Raw genomic sequence first — 19559 nt, 5'->3', positions numbered from 1 at the left:
GTCTTGGTTAGAACGGAATCTCGTCGTCGTCGATACCGCCGGATGCAGGGGCCGGAGAGCCGGACGGCCCACCATAAGGATCCCCATAGCCGCCACCGGCCTGACCGCCATAGCCGCCACCGGATTGGCCGCCGCCATACCCACCACCGCCGCCACCTTCACCGCGCGCGTCCAGCATGGTCAGTTCACTGCGGTAAGGGCGCAGAACCACTTCGGTCGAATATCGATCCTGTCCGGACTGATCCTGCCATTTGCGGGTCTCAAGCTGGCCTTCGATGTAAACCTTGCTGCCTTTGCGCAGATACTGCTCGGCCACACGCACCAAGGGCTCCGAGAAGATGGCGACCGTATGCCATTGCGTCCGGTCCCGGCGTTCGCCGGTATTGCGGTCTTTCCATGTCTCAGACGTGGCGATGCGCAGGTTGCAAACCTTTCCACCATTCTGGAACGACCGAACCTCAGGGTCGGCACCGAGATTTCCGATCAGAATGACTTTGTTGACTGAACCCGCCATATATTCCCTCGTTCTTTTCTGACTGAGCAGTGCCCGAATCTGGCACCTGTTATTTCTGCGACCCTATACGGCCTGCGCTTTGGTTGAAACATGGTTGATGACGCGAAAATGAGCGCGCTAATTCTTTAGGCATGATTCACCAAGCTTTCATTCTTTGCTGAAATATCTATACTCGTTCAGGTTCGTAGAGATCGGGATCGGCATTTATGCGGTTGTTGTTAGCGAGTTTTTCGGTGCTATGCTGTGCACTGGTCTCAGCCCCGGCTGTGGCGGATACCTTGTCGACGAAAAGCCGCAAGGACATTTTCCTCAAGCAATCCAAGGTGTTGGATTCGCGCGCGGCCACACAATACCGCAATTCCGAGCGCTATAAGCCAAAGACGCCGAGGCGTCAGTTCAGCCAGCGTTATAATGGGAAATATAAAGGCCAGTATCTGACCATCGCGCGGCAAGCGGCGCGTAAGCATAACGTCCCCGAAGACTTGTTCTTGCGGTTGGTCCAGCAGGAAAGCGGCTGGAACCCCAATGCTGTCTCGCATAAGGGAGCACTAGGTTTGGCACAGCTTATGCCTGCGACAGCAAGAACGCTTGGCGTCAACCCGCTGGACCCACGGGAAAATCTGGAAGGTGGCGCGCGCTATCTGTCCGCTCAATACCGCAAGTTCAAATCCTGGCGTCTGGCGCTGGCGGCATATAATGCTGGTCCGGGCGCGGTGGAAAAACATGGTGGCGTTCCGCCGTATAAAGAAACGCAGAATTACGTCAGGGTGATCTGGGGCGGTTAAACTCCGCTTCCCGTCCCAATAGGTAAAAGGCCAACCCTGCGGCTGGCCTTTGTGTTTTATTCGGCTGCAATCTTGATGACCGGCTCCATACGTTCCAGGACATCCTCGGCCAAATGACATTTGACCTGATGTCCCTCGGCCAGAGTTTTCACCGGCGGAACGCGCTGTTCGCACAAGCCACCCGGCACCTCGGACTTCCAGCGGCACCGCGTCTGGAACGGACAGCCCGGAGGCGGGTTCATCGCAGAAGGAATATCGCCTTCTAGCACGATATGCTGTTTCTCGATTGACGTATCAGCGATGGGCACCGCGCTCAGCAACGCTTCTGTATAGGGATGATAAGGCGGGGCAAAGACCTGATCGGTGGTGCCCAACTCGACCACATGGCCCAGATACATGACCATCACCCGGTCGCTGAGATAGCGTACAATCGACAGGTCATGGCTGATGAACAACAGAGTCGTTTTGTGTTCACGCTGGATCTCCATCAACAAGTCCGTCACGGCCGCCTGCACGGACACATCCAGTGCCGAGACCGGCTCATCCGCCACCACGATCCGCGCGTCCCCGGCAAACGCACGGGCAATGCCCACACGCTGTTTCTGACCGCCAGACAGCTGGCGAGGCATCCGATCGGCAAAGGCGCGCGGCAGCTTCACCAGATCAAGCAGCTCCAGCATCCGCTTTTTCCGCTCGGCTTCCGAGTTGCCGACGCCGAAAATCTCCAACGCGCGGATGATCTGGCGGCCAACGGTCATCGACGGGTTCAACGTGTCAAACGGGTTCTGGAATACCATCTGAACTTCGCCCACCGTCTTGGCGTCCCGCTCTTCAATCGGCACGGCTTCGATGTTGCGATTGTCCAGAAGGATTTGCCCATCCGTCGCCGTTTCCAGCCCCATCAACACCTTGGCAAACGTAGACTTGCCACAGCCGGATTCGCCCACAATGGCCAACGTCTCGGATTCATGCGCCTCAAAGCTGAGCGTTTCGTTGGCCTTCACCACCTTCGTTTCGCCGCCGCCAAACAGCGCATTCGCCGCAACCTCATAGTATTTCTTCAGATTGTCCATCTTCAGAACTGTGCGGCCAATCGCAGCCTTTTCCTTCTGTTCGCCGACGGTGATCGGTGCGTTCCAGTCAATCTCCTGGAATTTCAGACAGCGCGTATGGTGCCGGTCATTTCCGGGCACAGCCTGCATCAGGATATCCTGAGTATCACAACGCCCTTCTTCGAAATAGTCACAGCGCGGCCCAAAGTTACAGCCCGGCGGGCGCTCATGGGGCAGGGGGAAGTTCCCCGGAATGGCCACCAGCGGGCGCGTGTTCTTGTCGGCCCCCGGCAAAGGGATCGAGCGGAACAGCGCCTGTGTATAGGGGTGCTGCATCTCGTCAAACACATCCTTGATCGAGCCGCGCTCGACCGCCTCACCCGAATACATCACGCACAGCCTGTCGCAGGTTTCCAACACCAGCCCCAGATTGTGCGAGATAAACAGCATCGAGGTGCCGTATTTCTTGCCCAAATCCTTGACCAGTTCGACCACAGCCGCTTCAACCGTCACGTCCAGCGCGGTCGTTGGCTCATCCAGAATCAAAAGCGCCGGTTTCGACATCAATGCCATGGCGATAACGATGCGCTGCTGTTGTCCGCCAGAGAGCTGATGCGGGAAAGAATTCAGCATCCGCTCTGGGTCCGGCAGGCGCACATCGGTGACAACCTCCAACGCGCGGGCATAGGCCTCTTCTGCGCCGACGCCTTCGTGGATCATCGGCACTTCCATCAACTGCTTACCGATCTTCATCGCTGGGTTCAGCGATGCCATCGGTTCCTGATAGATCATCGCGATCTCATTGCCGCGAATGTCGCGCAACTCCTCGGTGGTCATCTCGCCTAGATCACGCCCTTTGAACTTGATCGAGCCGCCAACGATGCGCCCGTTCTTGCCCAAATCCTGCATGACTCCCAACGCAACCGTGGACTTGCCGCAGCCGGACTCACCAACCAGCCCCACAGCCTCACCGGGCTGAACGCTGACCGAAAAATCCATAACGGCGGGAATTTCCCTCAACCGGGTAAAAAACGAGATCGAAAGCTTGTCGATCTCAAGAATTGGCCCGTCATAATCCGCCAGTTTGTTCATCTTGTTACTCCTCGCGAGAGTCAGGGGGATCCCTTCATCTGGCTAAAAATATCCCGGGGGGTCAGGGGGGCTGCCCCCCGGTCTCGATCACAATCAGTCCTTCAGACTTTCTTCGCGCAAACCGTCGGCCAGCAGGTTCAAACCCAGAACCAGTGACAAGAGGGCCAAAGCAGGCGGAAGGGCAGGGTGCAGATAGATCGACAGCAGCTTACGCCCCTCGTTAATCGTTGAACCCCAGTCCGGGCTTTCCGGTGGCAGACCCAATCCAAAGAAACCCAAGGTCCCCAAAAGAATGGTCGTGTAGCCAATCCGCAAACAGAAATCGACGATCAGCGGACCACGCGCATTGGGCAGTATCTCCCATAGCATGATGTACCAGGGGCCTTCGCCTCGCGTTTGCGCCGCCGCCACATAGTCGCGGGTTTTGATATCCAGCGCCAGCCCGCGAACGATACGGAACACAGTGGGCGAGTTCACAAAGACCACCGAAACAAACACCACAAGGATGCCGCCAGGGATGTCGAACAGGTCCAGATAGGTTGGCAGACCCCAGATGCTATAGCTGTCGGTGTTGACAATGTACCCGCCGGTCGAGATCAGCGATAGATACAGCCACAGCGCCACTCCAAGCACACCAATCAGCAGCGGCGTGCGGAAATTCGGACGTGTATAGTAACGAGAGTTCAGTAACACCCCCAAAAAGATGATGGGAAAGACAAACAGGACAGCGGCCATATAGTTCGGCACCCCTGTCGCCACGATCTCGGGCGTGACCAGCAGATAGAACAACAGGATCACCGGGAAAGCCAGGATCAGGTTGGCCAGGAAGGACAGCAGTGTGTCCAAACGACCGCCATAGTACCCGGCAGGCAAACCCAGCGTGATCCCGACCATGAAGGCGAACATCGTTGCCAGCGGGGCGATCTGCACCACGATCCAGGCCCCTTTGACCATGCGGCTGAACACGTCGCGGGCCAAGTTGTCTCCGCCCAGCAGATACCAGGCGTATTGACCCTCTTCCAAACTGGACAAAGGCGTTCCTGGTACTTTGTTCTTCATGCCCGAAATCTGGTCCAGCGGGTCATGGGTGACGATCAGATCCATCGCCCCAAAAATTCCGGTAAATACCCAGAACATCACAAGGCCGAACCCGATCATGCCGATGGGGCTGTCGAACAGCTTGCCATACAGACCCAGCTTGCGCTTGAACGCGATCGACATGGCGTAAAGCAGGATCAGCGACATCCAAACCGGCAGAAACTGCTGGGACATGGCGCCGATGATCCCGGCGTTTGTGCCCATCAGGATGCCAAGGACGATATAGGCAACCGCAAGGCCGACACTGGCCAGAAAACTGTATCGCATCGCGGCTTGGATCATATTTCGCAGCCCCGAACTGGACGTGAGCGTGCCGTCCGGGTTCACGGTCATCTGATCCTCGGGCAGGATGATGCTCGCCAGCATCCAGGCGACAACGGACAGCGCCATCAGTGCCAGCGCCAAGGCGATCAGCGGGTTGAGGAAGGCGATAGAGCCGGTCCAGGTAAGTGGTTCCATGATCTAACCCTCCCTTAAGAAATGCGAATACGCGGGTTGAGGTAGACATAGCCGATATCCGAGATCAGCTGCGTCACCAGCACCACAAAGACCGACACGACCGAAATCGCCAGCAAGAGCTGGATGTCGTTATTCCCCGCCGCCTGCACCAGCGCCCAACCAAAGCCCTTGTAGTTGAACAGGGTCTCGACGATCACCACACCATTCAGCAGCCATGGGAACTGCAACATGATGACGGTAAAGGGGGCGATCAGCGCATTGCGCAGCGCGTGTTTCATGACGATGTTCGAGAAGGACACGCCTTTCAGCCGCGCGGTACGGATATATTGTGCCGTCATCACCTCGGTCATCGAGGCGCGGGTCATCCGAGCGATATAACCCATCCCGTAAAGCGCAATCGTCAGCACCGGCAGGAAGAAGTTCTCGAATGTCGGGTTCTCCATAGCCTGCGTGGCCGTGCCCTTGAACCACTTCAATCCGACGGCGGATGAGGTGAAGATGGCGATGAAGATCACACCTGACACATATTCCGGTGTCGCTGTTGTGGTGATGGCAAAGGTGGACAGGGTGCGGTCGGTGGCCGAGCCCTCTTTCATGCCCGCCAGAACGCCAAGGATCAGTGCCGAAGGGACCATCAGCAGCATCACCCAGAACATCAGCCGACCGGTTAGGGCGAGACGTGTGCCGACAACTGTTCCGACCTCTTCTTTGAAGACTGTGGAATAGCCCCAATACCCCTGCAAGATACCGCAGAAATTGGGCGATTCCTTGGCGGTTTTACCCGGAAGAATGCATCGGCCCTGAATGGTTCCGTCTTCGTTGGTGTGCCGGTACGACGGCAGAACACCCAGCCATTCGCCATATTTTATCGGCGTTGACTGAAGATAGCCGCCTTTTTCCAGAAAACTCTCGACTTGTTCATCCGACATCCGAAAGTTGCCCTGCGTTTTGGCAAGCTTTTCGAGGTTCGGATACAGGTTGGTGAGGAAAAAGACCAGGAATGTCAGGCACAATGCTGTCAACAGCATGATCCCGACCCGCCTTAGAATGAATAGTCCCATGATAGCCCCTGTTGGTCGGCTGGCGCTGGTTTCAGGCCGTGCGCGTCGCTAGTATTTTTCGCCGGCTCAGCGCCGACGAAAAGGCCGCGCCCTTACGGCGCGGCCCTGTAGGTGTCGGCTTAAGAGACGATGCCGAACTTATACAGCTGCGGCAGGTCCGCGATGTGCTTTTCAACACCAACCATGTTGTCACGGTGGTGACGCATTGCTGTCCGCCAATAAGGCTGGATGGTCACACCCTCTTCGATCATGATCGTTTGCAGCTTGGCCATCACCTCGCGGCGCTTGTCCACATCGGCGATCGAGTTCGCTTCGGCCAGAAGCGCATCGAACTCGGCATTGGCAAAGCCGGACTCGTTCCACGCCACGCCTGACTTATACGCCAAGGCCAGAACCTGCGTGCCCAGCGGGCGGTGGTTCCAGTTGGTCGAGGAAAAGGCGTATTTCGTCCAGTCGTTCCAGAAGGTCGAGCCGGGCAGAACCGTGTGTTTGGCCTTGATGCCCGCATCGTTCAACTGCGCAACCACAGCAGCGGTGGTATTGCGACGCCAGTCATCGTCGATCGACTGAACTTCGTGCTCGAAGTCCGCCATGCCCGCTTCTTCCATCAGGGCCTTGGCACCTGCCGGATCATAGGGAATACGGGTCACCGCCGAGTCATATTCGGGGTGCATCGGACCTACATGGCAGTTCTCGGCAGGGATGCCGTAGCCGGACATGCCAAGCTCGAGGCAGACATTGTTGTCCACGGCCATGGCCAGCGCCTGACGCACACGTTTGTCGCCATAGATCTTATTGCCATTGGCGTCTTCGGCCAACTGGTTCGGACGAATGACGATGGTAAAGCCCGAGGGGATTTCCGAACGGGTCAGGCCGATGCCGTCGAAGATGTCAACAAATTCGCCGACCGATTCCCAGTTCATGTCGATCTCTTCGGCCTCATAGGCGGCCAGGAAGGCTGCCGGGTCGGTGCCGTAGTCGATAAACTCGATCCGGTCGATATAGCCGCCTTTGCCGGCCTCATAGCCCCACCAGTCAAAGCCTTCGTTGCGCACGAGCACACCTTTGACGCCGACCTCGTGGCTTTCGGGAATCATAAAGCCGGTGCCGACAGGGTTGGCCAGCATGTTATTGGCATCAAAGCTACTGTGTACGATGGCGGCCGGATAGTCCGCCATGCCGGGAATGATGGTGATGTCGGGCGCGTTACACGTCAGTTTGACGGTATGGGAATCCACAACCGTAATTGCACCGTCCGCGGCCTTCTGCGTGGCCTCGTCAATCAGCGATGCCATGCGGGATGCCATCGAGTTGCCCTCTAGCCCCGCATCACACCAGCCGGTGATGTTGCGTGCCACGTCTTCGGCGGTGAAGTCGTCGCCATTGTTCCACTTGACGCCTTTGCGGACGTTCAGAGTGTATTCTGTCGCGTCGTCATTGGCCTCCCAGCTTTCCAGCAGCATGGGTTTGAACGAGCCGTCATTGTTGTATTCGACCAGATATTCCAGCCAGCCAGCGGTGTAAGTGGCGATTTGGGTCCAGTCATAGGTGCGCGGATCCTTCAGCGCGCGCACTTCCATCTGATAACGGATGGTGCCGCCACGCTGCGGTTCTTGCGCGGCTGCGGGTGAATTCAGTCCGATCATGCCATAAGCGGCGGGCACGGCAACGCCCAACGCGGTGGCGCGGGCCATGAACTCGCGCCGGCTGAGCTTGCCGTCACGATATTCCTGTGCGTGCATCTCCGCCGCCCAGTGCATCGGTGCTCCGGTCAAGGTTTGCTTTGTCATTTATGTCTCTCCCTGTGACATCAATTTTTGTGATTTGTGAGTGGAACCGCTCAACGCCGAAAGAAGCGTGCAGCGCGTCCGCGGGTATTCGTTGCTGTGATACTGAACATCCCCATGCCTTCATTCGGCACCAGAAATTCTGTTAGGTCAACGTTCGAAATCGTCATTCAGGAGACAAAAGCGACATTGTGGAGGATCGCAGCCTGGAAATACGGGATCGTGTCCTGGCTCAAGAAGCCTGGCGGGTTCCCATTAACACAAGGGATTCGGATCATCGATGGCGCGTAATTCTTGCCGTCTATCGCAGTGGCAAGTTGCGCTAGTATCACTTTGAGAAATCAACGTGAATCCAGTTTTTCATCCGTGCTCGAAACCAGGTGCGTTGTCGTTTGGCGAACTGGCGGGTCGAGATCGTGGCGCGATCTCGGGCGGCATCCAGGGAAAGCTGGCCGTCAAGATATGACATAAGCTCGGGGACACCGATGGCCTTGAAGGCGGGAAGAGAGGGGTCGTAGAGGGATCGCATCGCCTCGACTTCATTCAAAGCGCCGGTATCTAGCATCAGATCGAAACGGCGATTGATCCTATCCAGAAGCCATTGTTTGTCCACGTCAAATACGATCGGCACCGTGTCGTCCGGGCTCAGAATAGGCGGCGGAGTATCAGCTTGCCAGTCCCGCAGGCTGCGTCCGGTGGCGCGCTGCACTTCCCAAGCGCGCTGGACGCGGGCGCGGTTTTGCCGGTCCAACCGGGCCAGAGTTTCGGCATCCACACCCTTGCTCAGCGTTTGCAGGTCAAGCTGGTCGCCCTCGGCACGTATTTCTGGCGGAGTAGCGGGTATTTCAGCCATGCCCTCGGTCAAGGCCGAGAAATACAGCCCCGTGCCCCCAACAATAATCGGGCGTTGTGGGCCGGTCAGCAAGGGTGTGACCTCGCGCAGCCAATGGCCGGTCGAATAATCCTGATCATACGCGACATGACCATAGAGCAGATGCGGTGCGCGGGCCTCATCCCCAGTCGAGGGGCGGGCCGAGATCACCTGCCAGCAGTCATACACCTGACTGGCATCTGCATTGACGATGATGCCGCCAAATTCTTCGGCGATCCGAAGTGCAAGTTCGGATTTACCTGACGCTGTCGGCCCCGCAATCAGTACGGGTTTATCGTCTGGGATAGGGGGCAGGCGGTCCCAAACTGGCGATGTATCTGTTTTGGCCATTGGGGCTGCCTTGTTCCTCATGATCCGCATTGAACCTGTCGCGGTTTTGCTTCATTTTGCGCCGGAATTAAACCCGTGCCAGCCCGGAGCGCAACATGACCCTTTCCCCAGACATCGATACCCCGAAAACCAAATACAGTCGCGTGATGCTGAAGATCTCTGGCGAGGCGCTGATGGGCGACCAGGGGTTTGGCCTGCATCCGCCGACCGTCCAGCGCATCGCGCAAGAGGTCAAATCGGTGCATGATCTGGGTGTTGAGATCTGCATGGTGATCGGCGGCGGCAATATTTTCCGGGGTCTCAGCGGCTCGGCGCAGGGGATGGAGCGGACGACGGCGGACTATATGGGGATGCTGGCCACGGTGATGAACGCGCTGGGGATGCAATCCGCGTTGGAAGAGATCGGGGTGTTCACCCGTGTGATCTCGGCTATTCGCATGGATGAGGTGTGCGAACCTTATATCCGTCGCCGTGCTGTACGGCACCTTGAGAAAAAACGGGTCTGCATCTTTGCAGCGGGGACCGGGAACCCTTATTTCACCACCGACACTGCGGCTACTTTGCGAGCAAATGAAATGGCTTGCGAGGCGATCTTCATGGGGAAGAACGGCGTGGACGGTGTCTATGACAAAGACCCCAAAGAACATGCGGACGCGGTGCGCTATGACACAGTCACCTACGATGACGTGCTGGCAAAACGGTTGCGGGTTATGGACGCCTCGGCCATTGCGTTGGCGCGAGACAACAACCTGCCGCTCATCGTGTTTGGTCTGGACGAACCAGGCGGCTTCCGGGGAATCCTTGCCGGTGAAGGGACTTATACCAAGGTTCAGGGCTAAGCCTTCACCCATATGTGACAAAAGCCGGGCCATCGCACCCGGCTTTTTTTGTTCGGGCGCTTGACGGGATTGGTCGGTCTGGGCAGTTTGGCCGCGTCCTTGCCTGTGCTGGGGCTGTCGTCGCGGCTGCGGCGGCTCGGCTGGAAGACCTGCCATGATGTCCGAAGAGGCCGGAATCATGCCCGGTCCCTTAAAAGATTGACCTGCATGATCAAGGAGTTCCGTGCCATGAGCACTTTGGATTTAGACTTTGTCCGCGCGCAGTTTCCCGCCTTTTCCGAACCATCGCTGCAAGGCCAGGCCTTTTTCGAAAACGCCGGTGGGTCTTACACATGCAAGCCCGTGCTGGACCGGCTGTTTCGCTACTATACCGAACGCAAAGTACAACCCTATGCGCCCTATGAGGCCAGTCGTCTAGCGGGCGCCGAGATGGACGAGGCGCGTCGGCGCTTGGCGGCTATTCTGGGCGTCGACACCGATGAGTTAAGCTTTGGCCCTTCGACCACGCAGAACACTTATGTCATGGCGCAGGCATTTCGGCAGTGGATGCAGCCGGGTGAAGCGATCATCGTCACCAATCAGGACCATGAGGCCAATTCCGGCCCGTGGCGGCGCTTGGCCGAGGATGGGATTGAGGTCAGGGAGTGGCAAATCGACCCCGAGACCGGCTCGCTTGACCCGCAGGATCTGGCAAACCTGCTGGACGACAAGGTGCGTCTGGTCTGTTTCCCCCATTGCTCGAACGTAGTTGGTGAGATCAATCCGGTGGCCGAGATCACCGCTATTGCGCATGCAGCGGGTGCGTTTGTCTGTGTTGATGGGGTGTCCTACGCGCCGCACGGCCTTCCGAATGTGGATGAGCTGGGGGCGGATATCTATCTGTTTTCAGCCTATAAAACTTATGGTCCGCATCAAGGATGTATGGTGGTCCGGCGAAAATTGGGGCAGACGCTGCCCAACCAAGCGCATTTTTTCAACGGCGATGTTCTGTATAAGCGGTTCACGCCTGCCGGACCCGATCATGCGCAGATCGCGGCCAGTGCGGGCCTGGCGGATTATATCGCCATACTCAGCGAACATCACGGTGGTCCCGACGGGTCCGACACTCAGCGCGGGGCGTTCGTGCATGATCTGATGCGTGGGCACGAGGTGTCATTGCTACAGCCGGTGCTGGATGCGGTGGCAAACCGAAATGCCGTGCGCTTGATTGGCACCGATGATGCAGAAAAACGCGCACCCACAGTTGCTTTGGCGTTGAACCGAAATGCGGAAGAGGTGGCGGGTGAGTTGGCCACACACGGGATTATGGCAGGTGGAGGCGATTTTTACGCCGGGCGTCCGTTGCAGGCGATGGGGGTCGATCTGGCGCAGGGCGTGTTGCGGGTCAGCTTCACGCACTACACATCGCAACAGGAAATTGATCAATTATTGAATGCACTTGACGCCGTTTTGTGATCCAGTGTCCGTCCTTTGCCGTAGAATGGGAAAAATGTCTGGGCGGTTATGGAACAACAATCTGCGATCATCATGTGGTTCCGGCGGGATTTGCGCCTGTCGGATCACCCAGCGCTAAGCGCGGCCGCCTCCACCGGTCGGCCCGTCATCCCGCTGTTCATCTGTGATGATCTGACGGACAAACTGGGTGCTGCGCCAAAATGGCGGCTGGGTCTGGGGATTGAGGCTTTTCAAAGCGCCCTCGGCAAGGCCGGAAGCCGTCTGATCCTGCGCAAGGGCACCGCTTTGCAAGTTTTGCAAGACGTTGTCGCCGAAACTGGCGCCTCCTCCGTCTATTGGTCGCGCGCCTATGACCCGGATGCTGTTTCGCGCGATACACAGGTGAAATCGGCGCTTAAGGACCAAGGGGTTGAAGCCAAATCCTTCCCTGGCCATTTGCTGTTCGAGCCTTGGGACGTAGCCACCAAAACGGGTCAGCCGTTTCGCGTGTTCACTCCGATGTGGCGGGCTGTTCAGGGGCGGTCGGTTCCACAACCGGAGGCCGCGCCGACGCGATTGACGCCTCCGGCGCAGTGGCCCATGTCCGAAGATCTGTCTTTGTGGCGTTTGGGTGCTGCGATGAACCGGGGCGCGCAGGTCGTGACTCGCTTCGTGCAGCCGGGCGAAACTGCGGCACTGGCCGTATTGCAAGGGTTCTTGAATCGTCTGCCCGACTATTCCCGAAACCGCGACCTGCTGGCGTCCGAGGGGACCTCGACCCTGTCCGAATACCTGTCGCTGGGAGAGATCAGTCCACGGCGTATTTGGCACGCGGTACAGAATGCGGCCCTGAACGGGGTGTCGGGCACAGATGCCTATCTGCGTCAGCTTGTCTGGCGCGAGTTCGCCTATCACCTGATGTTTCACTGGCCGCACATCACACATCAGAACTGGAAGCCTGATTGGGATCAGTTTCCATGGCAAACGCGCAACGACCAACCCGAGGTTCTGTCCTGGACGCGAGCCCGAACAGGTATACCAGTGGTGGATGCCGGTCTGCGTGAGATGTATGTGACGGGACGGATGCACAACCGCGCGCGTATGATCGTGGCAAGCTGCCTGACCAAGCATCTGATGACACACTGGAAAATCGGGATGCGGTGGTTCGAGGATTGCCTGATCGACTGGGACATTGCCGCCAATGCGATGGGCTGGCAATGGGTGGCCGGATCGGGGCCGGATGCGTCTCCGTTCTTTAGAGTGTTCAACCCGGTCACGCAGCAAGAAAAGTTTGACCCAGACGGCGAATATATCCGGCGGTGGATCGCCGAAGGACAAGCCAATCCGCCCGACACCGCGCTTGCCTATTTTGAAGCCATCCCGCGCGCTTGGGGGCTGGCCCCAGATGACGGCTACCCTCAACCCGTTGTCGAATTGGCCGACGGGCGCAGGCGCGCGCTGGCGGCCTATGAACACTACAAGAACCAGTAAGGAACTGAAAACTTGCCAGAAACACAAACTCGGCCTAGCCTACGCCAACAACCGCATAGGGGAGAGCGGATGATCCTGACAACGACAGATGGGCAAGAAAACCTGCCACGATACTTCACGCAAGTGACGAAGATGTTGCGAAAGATGGAGTCCGGTCGCCTGGACATTGTGCTGCCTGATGGCCGCGTGTTTCGCACCGAAGGGGCCAAGCCCGGACCAATCGCGCAGGTAGATATCCATAACCCCGACGTTTTTGCCCGACTAGTGCGTGAAGGTGAGCTTGGGTTCTCGGACGCCTATCTGGAAGGTGACTGGAGCACGCCAGACCTGCGCTCTTTTATGGACCTGGTGCATCTGGGCACCGAAACGGTTTACGACGATTTCACCGGCAAGTTTCTGGTGCAGGCTTATGAGCGTTTGCGGTTCTGGCTAAACGGAAACAGCCGCAAGCAGGCCAAGAAGAACATCTCGTATCACTATGATTTGGGTAATGATTTTTACTCCGCATGGCTGGACGATACGATGACTTATTCCAGCGCTTTGTTCGAAACCGGGCAGGAAAGTCTGGAGAAGGCGCAGACGGCAAAATATGCCAGCCTTGTCGACGAGATGGGCGCAAAACCCGGCGATCATATCCTTGAAATCGGATGTGGCTGGGGTGGCTTTGCTGAATATGCCGCGAAAGAGCGTGGCTTGCGGGTCACAGGGCTGACCATCAGCCAAGAGCAGTTGAAGTTTGCGCAAGAACGTATTGAGAAAGCAGGTCTTTCTGATCTTGTTGAATTCAAGTTGCAGGACTACCGAGACGAGCGTGGGCAGTATGATGGCATCGCCTCGATCGAGATGTTCGAAGCGGTGGGTGAGAAATACTGGCCGATTTATTTTGAAACCGTCCGCGAAAGGCTCAAACCAGGCGCGCAGGCCACATTGCAGATCATCACTGTCGCCGACCATCGCTGGGACGTCTACCGCAATGGTGTTGATTTCATTCAAAAATATATCTTCCCGGGTGGGATGCTGCCCGCGCCGTCCGTGCTAAAGGATCAGGTGACTCAAGCGGGTTTGACCGTGGTCAAATCAAGGGAATTTGGCAAAAGTTACGATCTGACACTGCGACGTTGGTATGACACGTTCAACGATAAATGGGACGATATCGCTCAGATGGGTTTTGATGAGCGTTTTCGCCGCATGTGGAATTATTATTTGACCGCATGTGGCGCGGCCTTTGACACGGGTAATTGCGATGTGACACAGATCACAATAGCAAAACCGAGTTAAACAACGGACCCTTACAATGCCCACCGCGTCTCGTCTTGTCGCTGCAACCTGCTTATTGGTTGTGGCTTTTCTCGTCTCCAGCATGGTGATCGAGAACGGCGAAGAGGGGAAGGACTACGGCTGGTTCACCTATGTCAACATGTTGCTTGGGGTCATCTGTGGCTGGAAAGTCATGGGCAAACGTGCGGGCCGCGGGTGGACAGCCGGTGTGAACAACGGCCTGACCGGGATGGCGGCTCTGGTGTTCTGGGGCCTGTTTGTTCAGGGCTGCAATGAAATGATCCGGCTGGCCATGCGTCACCGCTATGATGGCCCGTTCGAGGCTTTGCTGGCCATTTTTCAGATCAGTGTCGAATTTGGGCAGCAGTTGCTGGCCCCAGAAATACTGTGGACGTTGGCGATCGGTGCGTTGGTCGCGGGTCTTGCCACAGAAGAAGCCAGCCGTCGCTGGCGGTAATTCTCGACCGAATACGAGATTTGATCCGTGACTGACCTGTTTTTCTACGGCACGCTGCAACACCTGCCTTTGCTCGAGCTTGTGCTGGATCGCCCCGCATCTGAAATGAAACTGTCCGAGGCCAGACTGCGGGACCACGCGGTTTATGGGGTCAAAGATCAGGCGTTTCCGATGATCCTGTCAGAAAAGGGCTCGTATGCGGAAGGATTGTTGGTTCAGAATCTGTCTCAGAACGACCTTGAGCGGCTCAATTTTTATGAGGGTGGGTTTGACTACGAACTGCGCCCCCTTTGGGTTGAGACGATAGAGGGTGCCAGCGTGCAGGCGGATGTGTACTTCCCCGATCCGGGTATCTGGACCCCGACGGAGCGTTGGGAATTGCGAGATTGGGTCGATCGTTGGGGCGATATATCCGTAACCGCCGCACATGAGGTGATGGGCTATTTCGGCAAGATCGACGCGGCCACGCTGGCCAGAAGCTTTCCGGCACTTCGAACACGGGCATGGGCCAAAATCGCCGCGCGTCAGCGCGGGACAGGTGACCCGCGTGATGTCGCCAAGGATGTGGTCTTGCATGAGCACCGGCATGCTCATGTGAACTACTTCGGAATGGAAGAGGTCGCGCTGCAACACAGGCAACATGACGGCACGTTGGGGCCGGTTCTACAGCGCAGCAGCCTGATGCAAGGCAGTGCCGTTGTGGTTCTGCCCTATGACCCGGCGCGAGATGTGGTCTTGTTGGTTGAACAATTTCGCCCGCCGGTTTTCATGATCGACGATCCCGAGCCCTGGATGTGGGAACCCGTCGCAGGGATGATCGACCCCGGTGAAACGTCCGAACACGCCGCCCGCCGCGAAGCGCAAGAGGAAGCGGGCGTGGTCCTGCAGTCGCTGGAATATGCGGGCGGGGCCTATTCCTCGAGCGGGTCATCGACCGAATACATTCACCTTTACGTGGGTCTGGCGGATCTGGAGCTGACAGTTCAAGGCGGTGGGCTGGCCTCGGAAGGAGAAGATATCCGAAGCCAAATCCTGCCATTTGTCGATTTCATGGATCGTGTCGATGCGCATGGGTTCAAAGATTTGCCTTTGCTGGCGCTGGCCCATTGGCTTGCGAGGCACCGAAACCGTTTGCGCGCCTGAGGATCGCCGCTTGTGGTTGGCGCGCGGCAACTGTAAATCTGCCTTGATCCGTAATGAAATGAGGGCGCCATGCGCATTGCGAAAGACCTTGCCGACGCAGTCGGAAAAACTCCACTTATCCGATTGAAGCGCATCAGCGAGGAAACCGGGTGCGAAATTCTGGGGAAGGCCGAGTTCATGAACCCCGGCCAGTCGGTCAAAGACCGCGCCGCGCTCTATATCATTCGGGACGCCATCGCGCGGGGTGAATTGAAACCTGGTGGCACGATAGTCGAAGGCACTGCCGGGAACACCGGGATCGGTCTGGCGCTGGTCGGGGCCTCGATGGGGTTCAAGACTGTAATCGTGATCCCGGAAACCCAGTCTGAAGAGAAAAAGGACATGCTGCGTCTGGCCGGTGCGCAACTGGTGCAGGTGCCTGCCGCGCCCTATCGCAACCCCAACAACTTCGTGCATTACTCGCGCCGTCTGGCCGAGGAACTGGCGCAGACCGAACCCAATGGCGCCATCTGGGCCAATCAGTTTGACAACGTGGCCAACCGTCAGGCGCATGTGGAAACCACCGGGCCTGAGATCTGGGAACAGACCGGCGGCAAAGTCGATGGCTTTGTCTGCGCCGTGGGTTCCGGCGGAACGCTGGCTGGCGTCGCTGATGCATTGCAGCCAAAGGGCGTTAAAATTGGCCTCGTCGATCCGATGGGTGCGGGGCTTTATTCCTACTACACCACCGGTGAGATCGCGATGGAGGGCAGCTCGATCGCCGAAGGCATCGGTCAGGTGCGCATCACCAAGAACCTCGAGGGGTTCAAGCCCGATTACGCCTATCAGATGACCGATAATGAGGCGCTGCCACTCATCTTCGATCTGCTGCGCGAAGAAGGACTGGTTATGGGCGGTTCGACCGCGATCAATATGGCAGGTGCAGTGCGTCTGGCCAAGGACCTTGGGCCGGGCCATACGATCGTGACGATCTTGTGCGACTACGGCACACGCTATCAGTCCAAACTGTTCAACCCGGAATTCCTGCGCGAAAAAGAACTGCCGGTACCCGATTGGATGACCGAAGCCCCACGCAGCATTCCCGGCGTGTTCGAGGACGTGTGATGTTGCGACAGGTCCGCCTGTTCCTGGCGCTTGTCTCGGTTTGTATAGCGGTTCTGTGTGGCCCAGCGGTCGCGCAGCTTTCGGACAGACAGAGCGAGTATTATCAGGGCTGGGTCAAAACAGCGGACCGAGCCGAGACCGTGATCGAAGCGGATCGCGCCTCGAACGCAGCGCTCGAGAATCTGCGTGCGGAAATTCATACGTACCGCGATGACTTCAACCGAGCACGCGGCGCGAATACCGAGCGTATCCAGACGCTTGATGCGCAAATCAAGGCGCTGGGTCCCAAACCCGAAGGTGACGCGACCGAGCCCGATGACATTGCCGCTCTGCGGGCCCATTTGGAAGAACAGCTGAATACGCTTCGGGTCCCGCAGATCATTTCGGAAGAGGCGTTCAGCCGCGCCAATGGCCTGATCACCGAAATCGACCAGCTCTTGCGGACCCGGCAGACCAAAGAGCTGTTGGAGCGGGGACCGTCGCCGGTCAATCCCGTGTATTGGGGGCCGGCATGGACCGATCTTCGCGAAGCAGGTCAAAGCCTCTTTAACGAGGCGCGTCGAAACTTTGGCACGGATGTCGTGCATGAAAATCTGCGCGATCAGGGGCTGGGTATCGCCCTTCTGGTGGCAGTTGCCGGGGTTTTGCTGTTCTTCGGCAAGCACTGGCCCGAGGTGGCCGGAAACTACATGCGGCAGTTCGGCGGGCAGGGCAGTGGGGTGTGGACCTTTCTGACATCGCTGCTGCGCATTCTTTTACCCTGGCTGGGGGTCTGGCTGGTCGTCAAGGCCATTGTCATGTCCGGACTTCCCGGCTTTCGCGGCACATTGCTGCTGCAAAACGTGCCATATTGGGCTGCGATCATTTTCTATTTCGACTGGATCGGGCGGCAAGTCTATGTGCTGCAAGAAGCACAGGGGTTTAAACGTCTGACCGCCAAGCGCGTGGCTGAGTTGCGGGTCTATCTGGACGTTCTGGCCGTGCTTTTGATCCTGCATGAGCTGGTCGACCTATTCGAGCAGATCGAGAATATCTCGGATGCGACGCGCGCTGTTGTCGGGTTCCCCGTCACCATTGTGACCGCACTGGTTCTGTTACGCGTGCGACAGATCCGAAGCACCGAAGCCCCGCTGGATGCTGATGATGGGTCGCTGGCTCGGGGGACGGGTTTGACCCAGTTGATCGAGTTTCTCCGCCGGGCATTGTTCCTGTTGGGTATAGCCAGCCCAATTCTGGCTGTCATCGGCTATACGAATGCCGCCGAAGCGATTGTCTATCCTGCGGTCAAATCACTGGTCCTGATTGGGGCACTGGTCATCTTCCAACGTTTCCTGACGGCCGTTTATGGCTGGATTTCGGGGCAGGGCGAGGCGGCGAAAGATTCGCTTTTTGCGGTCTTGATCGGGTTCGCGATGGCGATCTTAGCGCTGCCAGTTCTGGCGATCTACTGGGGCGCGCGCGAAACCGACTTACTTGAGGTCTGGTCCCGCATCCTGCTGGGTTTTGACATCGGTGGCGTGACGATTTCACCGAAGAATTTCTTTACCTTCCTGATCGTCTTCCTGATGGGCTTTGGCCTGACCCGAATGCTGCAAGGGGGGCTACGCAGTTCCCTGCTGCCCAAGACCAAGATTGACCCCGGTGGCCAGAACGCGATTGTCGCCGGGACAGGCTATGTCGGAATTTTCCTGGCGGCGCTCTGCGCCATTATGGTGGCTGGGTTCGACTTGTCCTCGCTGGCGATTGTTGCTGGTGCGCTGTCGGTCGGTATCGGCTTTGGTTTGCAGACCATCGTGTCTAACTTTGTCTCGGGTATCATCCTGCTTGTCGAGCGTCCGATCTCGAAAGGCGACTGGATCGATGTTAACGGGATGATGGGCTATGTGCGCGATATCTCGGTCCGTTCGACACGGATCGAGACGTTCGACCGATCCGATGTGATTGTGCCGAACTCGGACCTGATCAGCGGTGTGGTGACGAACTATACGCGCGGCAACACGGTCGGGCGAGTGATCGTGCCGGTCGGGGTCGCTTATGGCACCGATACCCGCCGGGTCGAGGCGATCCTGGGCGAGATTGCCAATGCGCATCCCATGGTTTTGGCTAATCCGGCCCCCAATGTGGTGTTTCAGGGGTTTGGTGCAGACTCGCTGGATTTTGAAATCCGGGCTATCCTTCGAGACGTCAACTGGATGCTGTCCGTGAAGTCGGACATGAACCATGAAATCAACCGCCGGTTTGTCGAAGAAGGTATCGAAATCCCGTTTGCCCAACGCGACGTCTGGCTGCGCAATCCCGAAACCTTGCGTGTGGCGGATCCCGCCCAGGACAGCGCGGCACAGGCGTCTGCGCCCGCATCCACGCCGATCGAGATGACCGAGGTTGACCTGTCAGGCGGGGACGGGGACGAGCCTTGACGGGTTTCGCGACCCTTTCCGCAAAGCGAAAAAAACGCTCTAATCGGGCCTTGCAAATCCCCAAGCGATAGTCCAAATATCGCCCGCACGGAGAGGTGGCCGAGTGGTCGAAGGCGCACGCCTGGAAAGTGTGTAGGCGGGAAACCGTCTCCAGGGTTCGAATCCCTGTCTCTCCGCCACAATCCCTCAATTCTCGAACCTCAGATATACCCCCAGACTGTTTTGGCCCGAGGCGAATTTCTCCTTGGACCTTAGGTCGCTTGCCTGCTGGTTTGTTGTCTGAACGTCGCATAGTTTGACCGCTTCAGATAAATAACCGCTTTTGT

The 19559-nt window shown here is 57.6% G+C and carries 15 protein-coding genes and 1 tRNA gene; 10 read left to right on the top strand and 6 right to left on the bottom strand.

The annotated features are described in order from the left end of the window. Positions 1–7 precede the first annotated feature (7 nt). A complete protein-coding gene (gene ssb / locus ACR0CA_RS05080) occupies positions 8–514 on the bottom strand; it encodes a single-stranded DNA-binding protein (protein WP_170769536.1) in 507 nt (168 codons plus the stop codon). Between the two features lie 206 nt (positions 515–720). Between ssb and ACR0CA_RS05075 the strand changes: the two genes are divergently transcribed. Further along, on the top strand, positions 721–1299 hold the full coding sequence (locus ACR0CA_RS05075; protein ID WP_480549879.1) for a lytic transglycosylase domain-containing protein: 579 nt from the start codon (positions 721–723) through the stop codon (positions 1297–1299). A 56-nt stretch (positions 1300–1355) separates the two neighbouring features. Here ACR0CA_RS05075 and ACR0CA_RS05070 read toward each other — a convergent pair whose 3' ends face one another. The 5 genes from ACR0CA_RS05070 to miaA form a co-directional block, all read right to left on the bottom strand. Further along, positions 1356–3443, bottom strand: coding sequence for a dipeptide ABC transporter ATP-binding protein (locus tag ACR0CA_RS05070; RefSeq protein ID WP_480897621.1), 2088 nt, complete (start codon positions 3441–3443; stop codon positions 1356–1358). A 93-nt stretch (positions 3444–3536) separates the two neighbouring features. Then, complete coding sequence (locus ACR0CA_RS05065; protein ID WP_480502936.1) at positions 3537–5000, bottom strand: ABC transporter permease; 1464 nt, start codon at positions 4998–5000, stop codon at positions 3537–3539. A 14-nt stretch (positions 5001–5014) separates the two neighbouring features. Then, positions 5015–6061 carry an ABC transporter permease gene (locus ACR0CA_RS05060; protein WP_480897620.1) on the bottom strand — a complete coding sequence of 349 codons (1047 nt, stop codon included), beginning with the start codon at positions 6059–6061 and terminating at the stop codon, positions 5015–5017. 119 nt (positions 6062–6180) lie between these two features. Continuing rightward, positions 6181–7851: an ABC transporter substrate-binding protein gene (locus tag ACR0CA_RS05055; protein ID WP_170769541.1), complete on the bottom strand. Its 1671-nt coding sequence runs from the start codon at positions 7849–7851 to the stop codon at positions 6181–6183. A 325-nt stretch (positions 7852–8176) separates the two neighbouring features. Then, positions 8177–9070 (bottom strand): tRNA (adenosine(37)-N6)-dimethylallyltransferase MiaA, encoded by an 894-nt coding sequence (gene miaA, locus ACR0CA_RS05050; RefSeq protein ID WP_480897619.1) that lies wholly within the window; start codon positions 9068–9070, stop codon positions 8177–8179. Between the two features lie 95 nt (positions 9071–9165). On the opposite strand from miaA, the gene pyrH reads away from it, so the two are divergent. From pyrH to ACR0CA_RS05005, 9 genes are all read left to right on the top strand, one after another. After that, the gene (gene pyrH, locus ACR0CA_RS05045) at positions 9166–9909 is read left to right on the top strand and encodes a UMP kinase (RefSeq protein WP_170769543.1); all 744 of its coding nucleotides are present in this window, start codon (positions 9166–9168) and stop codon (positions 9907–9909) included. A gap of 228 nt (positions 9910–10137) precedes the next feature. Continuing rightward, positions 10138–11364, top strand: a complete 1227-nt coding sequence (locus ACR0CA_RS05040) for an aminotransferase class V-fold PLP-dependent enzyme (protein ID WP_480897618.1) — start codon at positions 10138–10140, stop codon at positions 11362–11364. 48 nt (positions 11365–11412) lie between these two features. Continuing rightward, positions 11413–12834 carry a cryptochrome/photolyase family protein gene (locus ACR0CA_RS05035; RefSeq protein WP_480897617.1) on the top strand — a complete coding sequence of 474 codons (1422 nt, stop codon included), beginning with the start codon at positions 11413–11415 and terminating at the stop codon, positions 12832–12834. A gap of 69 nt (positions 12835–12903) precedes the next feature. Next, positions 12904–14112 (top strand): SAM-dependent methyltransferase, encoded by a 1209-nt coding sequence (locus tag ACR0CA_RS05030; protein WP_170769546.1) that lies wholly within the window; start codon positions 12904–12906, stop codon positions 14110–14112. 16 nt (positions 14113–14128) lie between these two features. Continuing rightward, positions 14129–14569, top strand: coding sequence for a TrgA family protein (locus ACR0CA_RS05025; RefSeq protein ID WP_170769547.1), 441 nt, complete (start codon positions 14129–14131; stop codon positions 14567–14569). 27 nt (positions 14570–14596) lie between these two features. Then, on the top strand, positions 14597–15712 hold the full coding sequence (locus tag ACR0CA_RS05020) for an NUDIX domain-containing protein (RefSeq protein ID WP_480897616.1): 1116 nt from the start codon (positions 14597–14599) through the stop codon (positions 15710–15712). Between the two features lie 69 nt (positions 15713–15781). After that, positions 15782–16816, top strand: a complete 1035-nt coding sequence (locus ACR0CA_RS05015) for a cysteine synthase A (RefSeq protein WP_170788575.1) — start codon at positions 15782–15784, stop codon at positions 16814–16816. Continuing rightward, on the top strand, positions 16816–19233 hold the full coding sequence (locus ACR0CA_RS05010) for a DUF3772 domain-containing protein (protein ID WP_480897615.1): 2418 nt from the start codon (positions 16816–16818) through the stop codon (positions 19231–19233). Before ACR0CA_RS05015 ends, ACR0CA_RS05010 begins: the two co-directional genes overlap by 1 nt. 89 nt (positions 19234–19322) lie before the next feature. Then, positions 19323–19412: transfer RNA gene (locus ACR0CA_RS05005), tRNA-Ser, on the top strand. The last annotated feature ends 147 nt before the right edge of the window (positions 19413–19559 follow it).

This window comes from Ruegeria sp. F12, assembly GCF_056533885.1.
The sequence above is the reverse complement of the archived record's forward strand: the minus strand, read 5'-3'. Positions and strand labels throughout refer to the sequence as shown.

What these genes read in the sequence shown, in the direction of transcription:
- ssb (WP_170769536.1), bottom strand. Translation starts at nt 514, where the DNA reads ATGGCGGGTTCAGTCAACAAAGTCATTCTGATCGGAAATCTCGGTGCC.
- ACR0CA_RS05075 (WP_480549879.1), top strand. Translation starts at nt 721, where the DNA reads ATGCGGTTGTTGTTAGCGAGTTTTTCGGTGCTATGCTGTGCACTGGTC.
- ACR0CA_RS05070 (WP_480897621.1), bottom strand. Translation starts at nt 3,443, where the DNA reads ATGAACAAACTGGCGGATTATGACGGGCCAATTCTTGAGATCGACAAG.
- ACR0CA_RS05065 (WP_480502936.1), bottom strand. Translation starts at nt 5,000, where the DNA reads ATGGAACCACTTACCTGGACCGGCTCTATCGCCTTCCTCAACCCGCTG.
- ACR0CA_RS05060 (WP_480897620.1), bottom strand. Translation starts at nt 6,061, where the DNA reads ATGGGACTATTCATTCTAAGGCGGGTCGGGATCATGCTGTTGACAGCA.
- ACR0CA_RS05055 (WP_170769541.1), bottom strand. Translation starts at nt 7,851, where the DNA reads ATGACAAAGCAAACCTTGACCGGAGCACCGATGCACTGGGCGGCGGAG.
- miaA (WP_480897619.1), bottom strand. Translation starts at nt 9,070, where the DNA reads ATGGCCAAAACAGATACATCGCCAGTTTGGGACCGCCTGCCCCCTATC.
- pyrH (WP_170769543.1), top strand. Translation starts at nt 9,166, where the DNA reads ATGACCCTTTCCCCAGACATCGATACCCCGAAAACCAAATACAGTCGC.
- ACR0CA_RS05040 (WP_480897618.1), top strand. Translation starts at nt 10,138, where the DNA reads ATGAGCACTTTGGATTTAGACTTTGTCCGCGCGCAGTTTCCCGCCTTT.
- ACR0CA_RS05035 (WP_480897617.1), top strand. Translation starts at nt 11,413, where the DNA reads ATGGAACAACAATCTGCGATCATCATGTGGTTCCGGCGGGATTTGCGC.
- ACR0CA_RS05030 (WP_170769546.1), top strand. Translation starts at nt 12,904, where the DNA reads ATGATCCTGACAACGACAGATGGGCAAGAAAACCTGCCACGATACTTC.
- ACR0CA_RS05025 (WP_170769547.1), top strand. Translation starts at nt 14,129, where the DNA reads ATGCCCACCGCGTCTCGTCTTGTCGCTGCAACCTGCTTATTGGTTGTG.
- ACR0CA_RS05015 (WP_170788575.1), top strand. Translation starts at nt 15,782, where the DNA reads ATGCGCATTGCGAAAGACCTTGCCGACGCAGTCGGAAAAACTCCACTT.
- ACR0CA_RS05010 (WP_480897615.1), top strand. Translation starts at nt 16,816, where the DNA reads ATGTTGCGACAGGTCCGCCTGTTCCTGGCGCTTGTCTCGGTTTGTATA.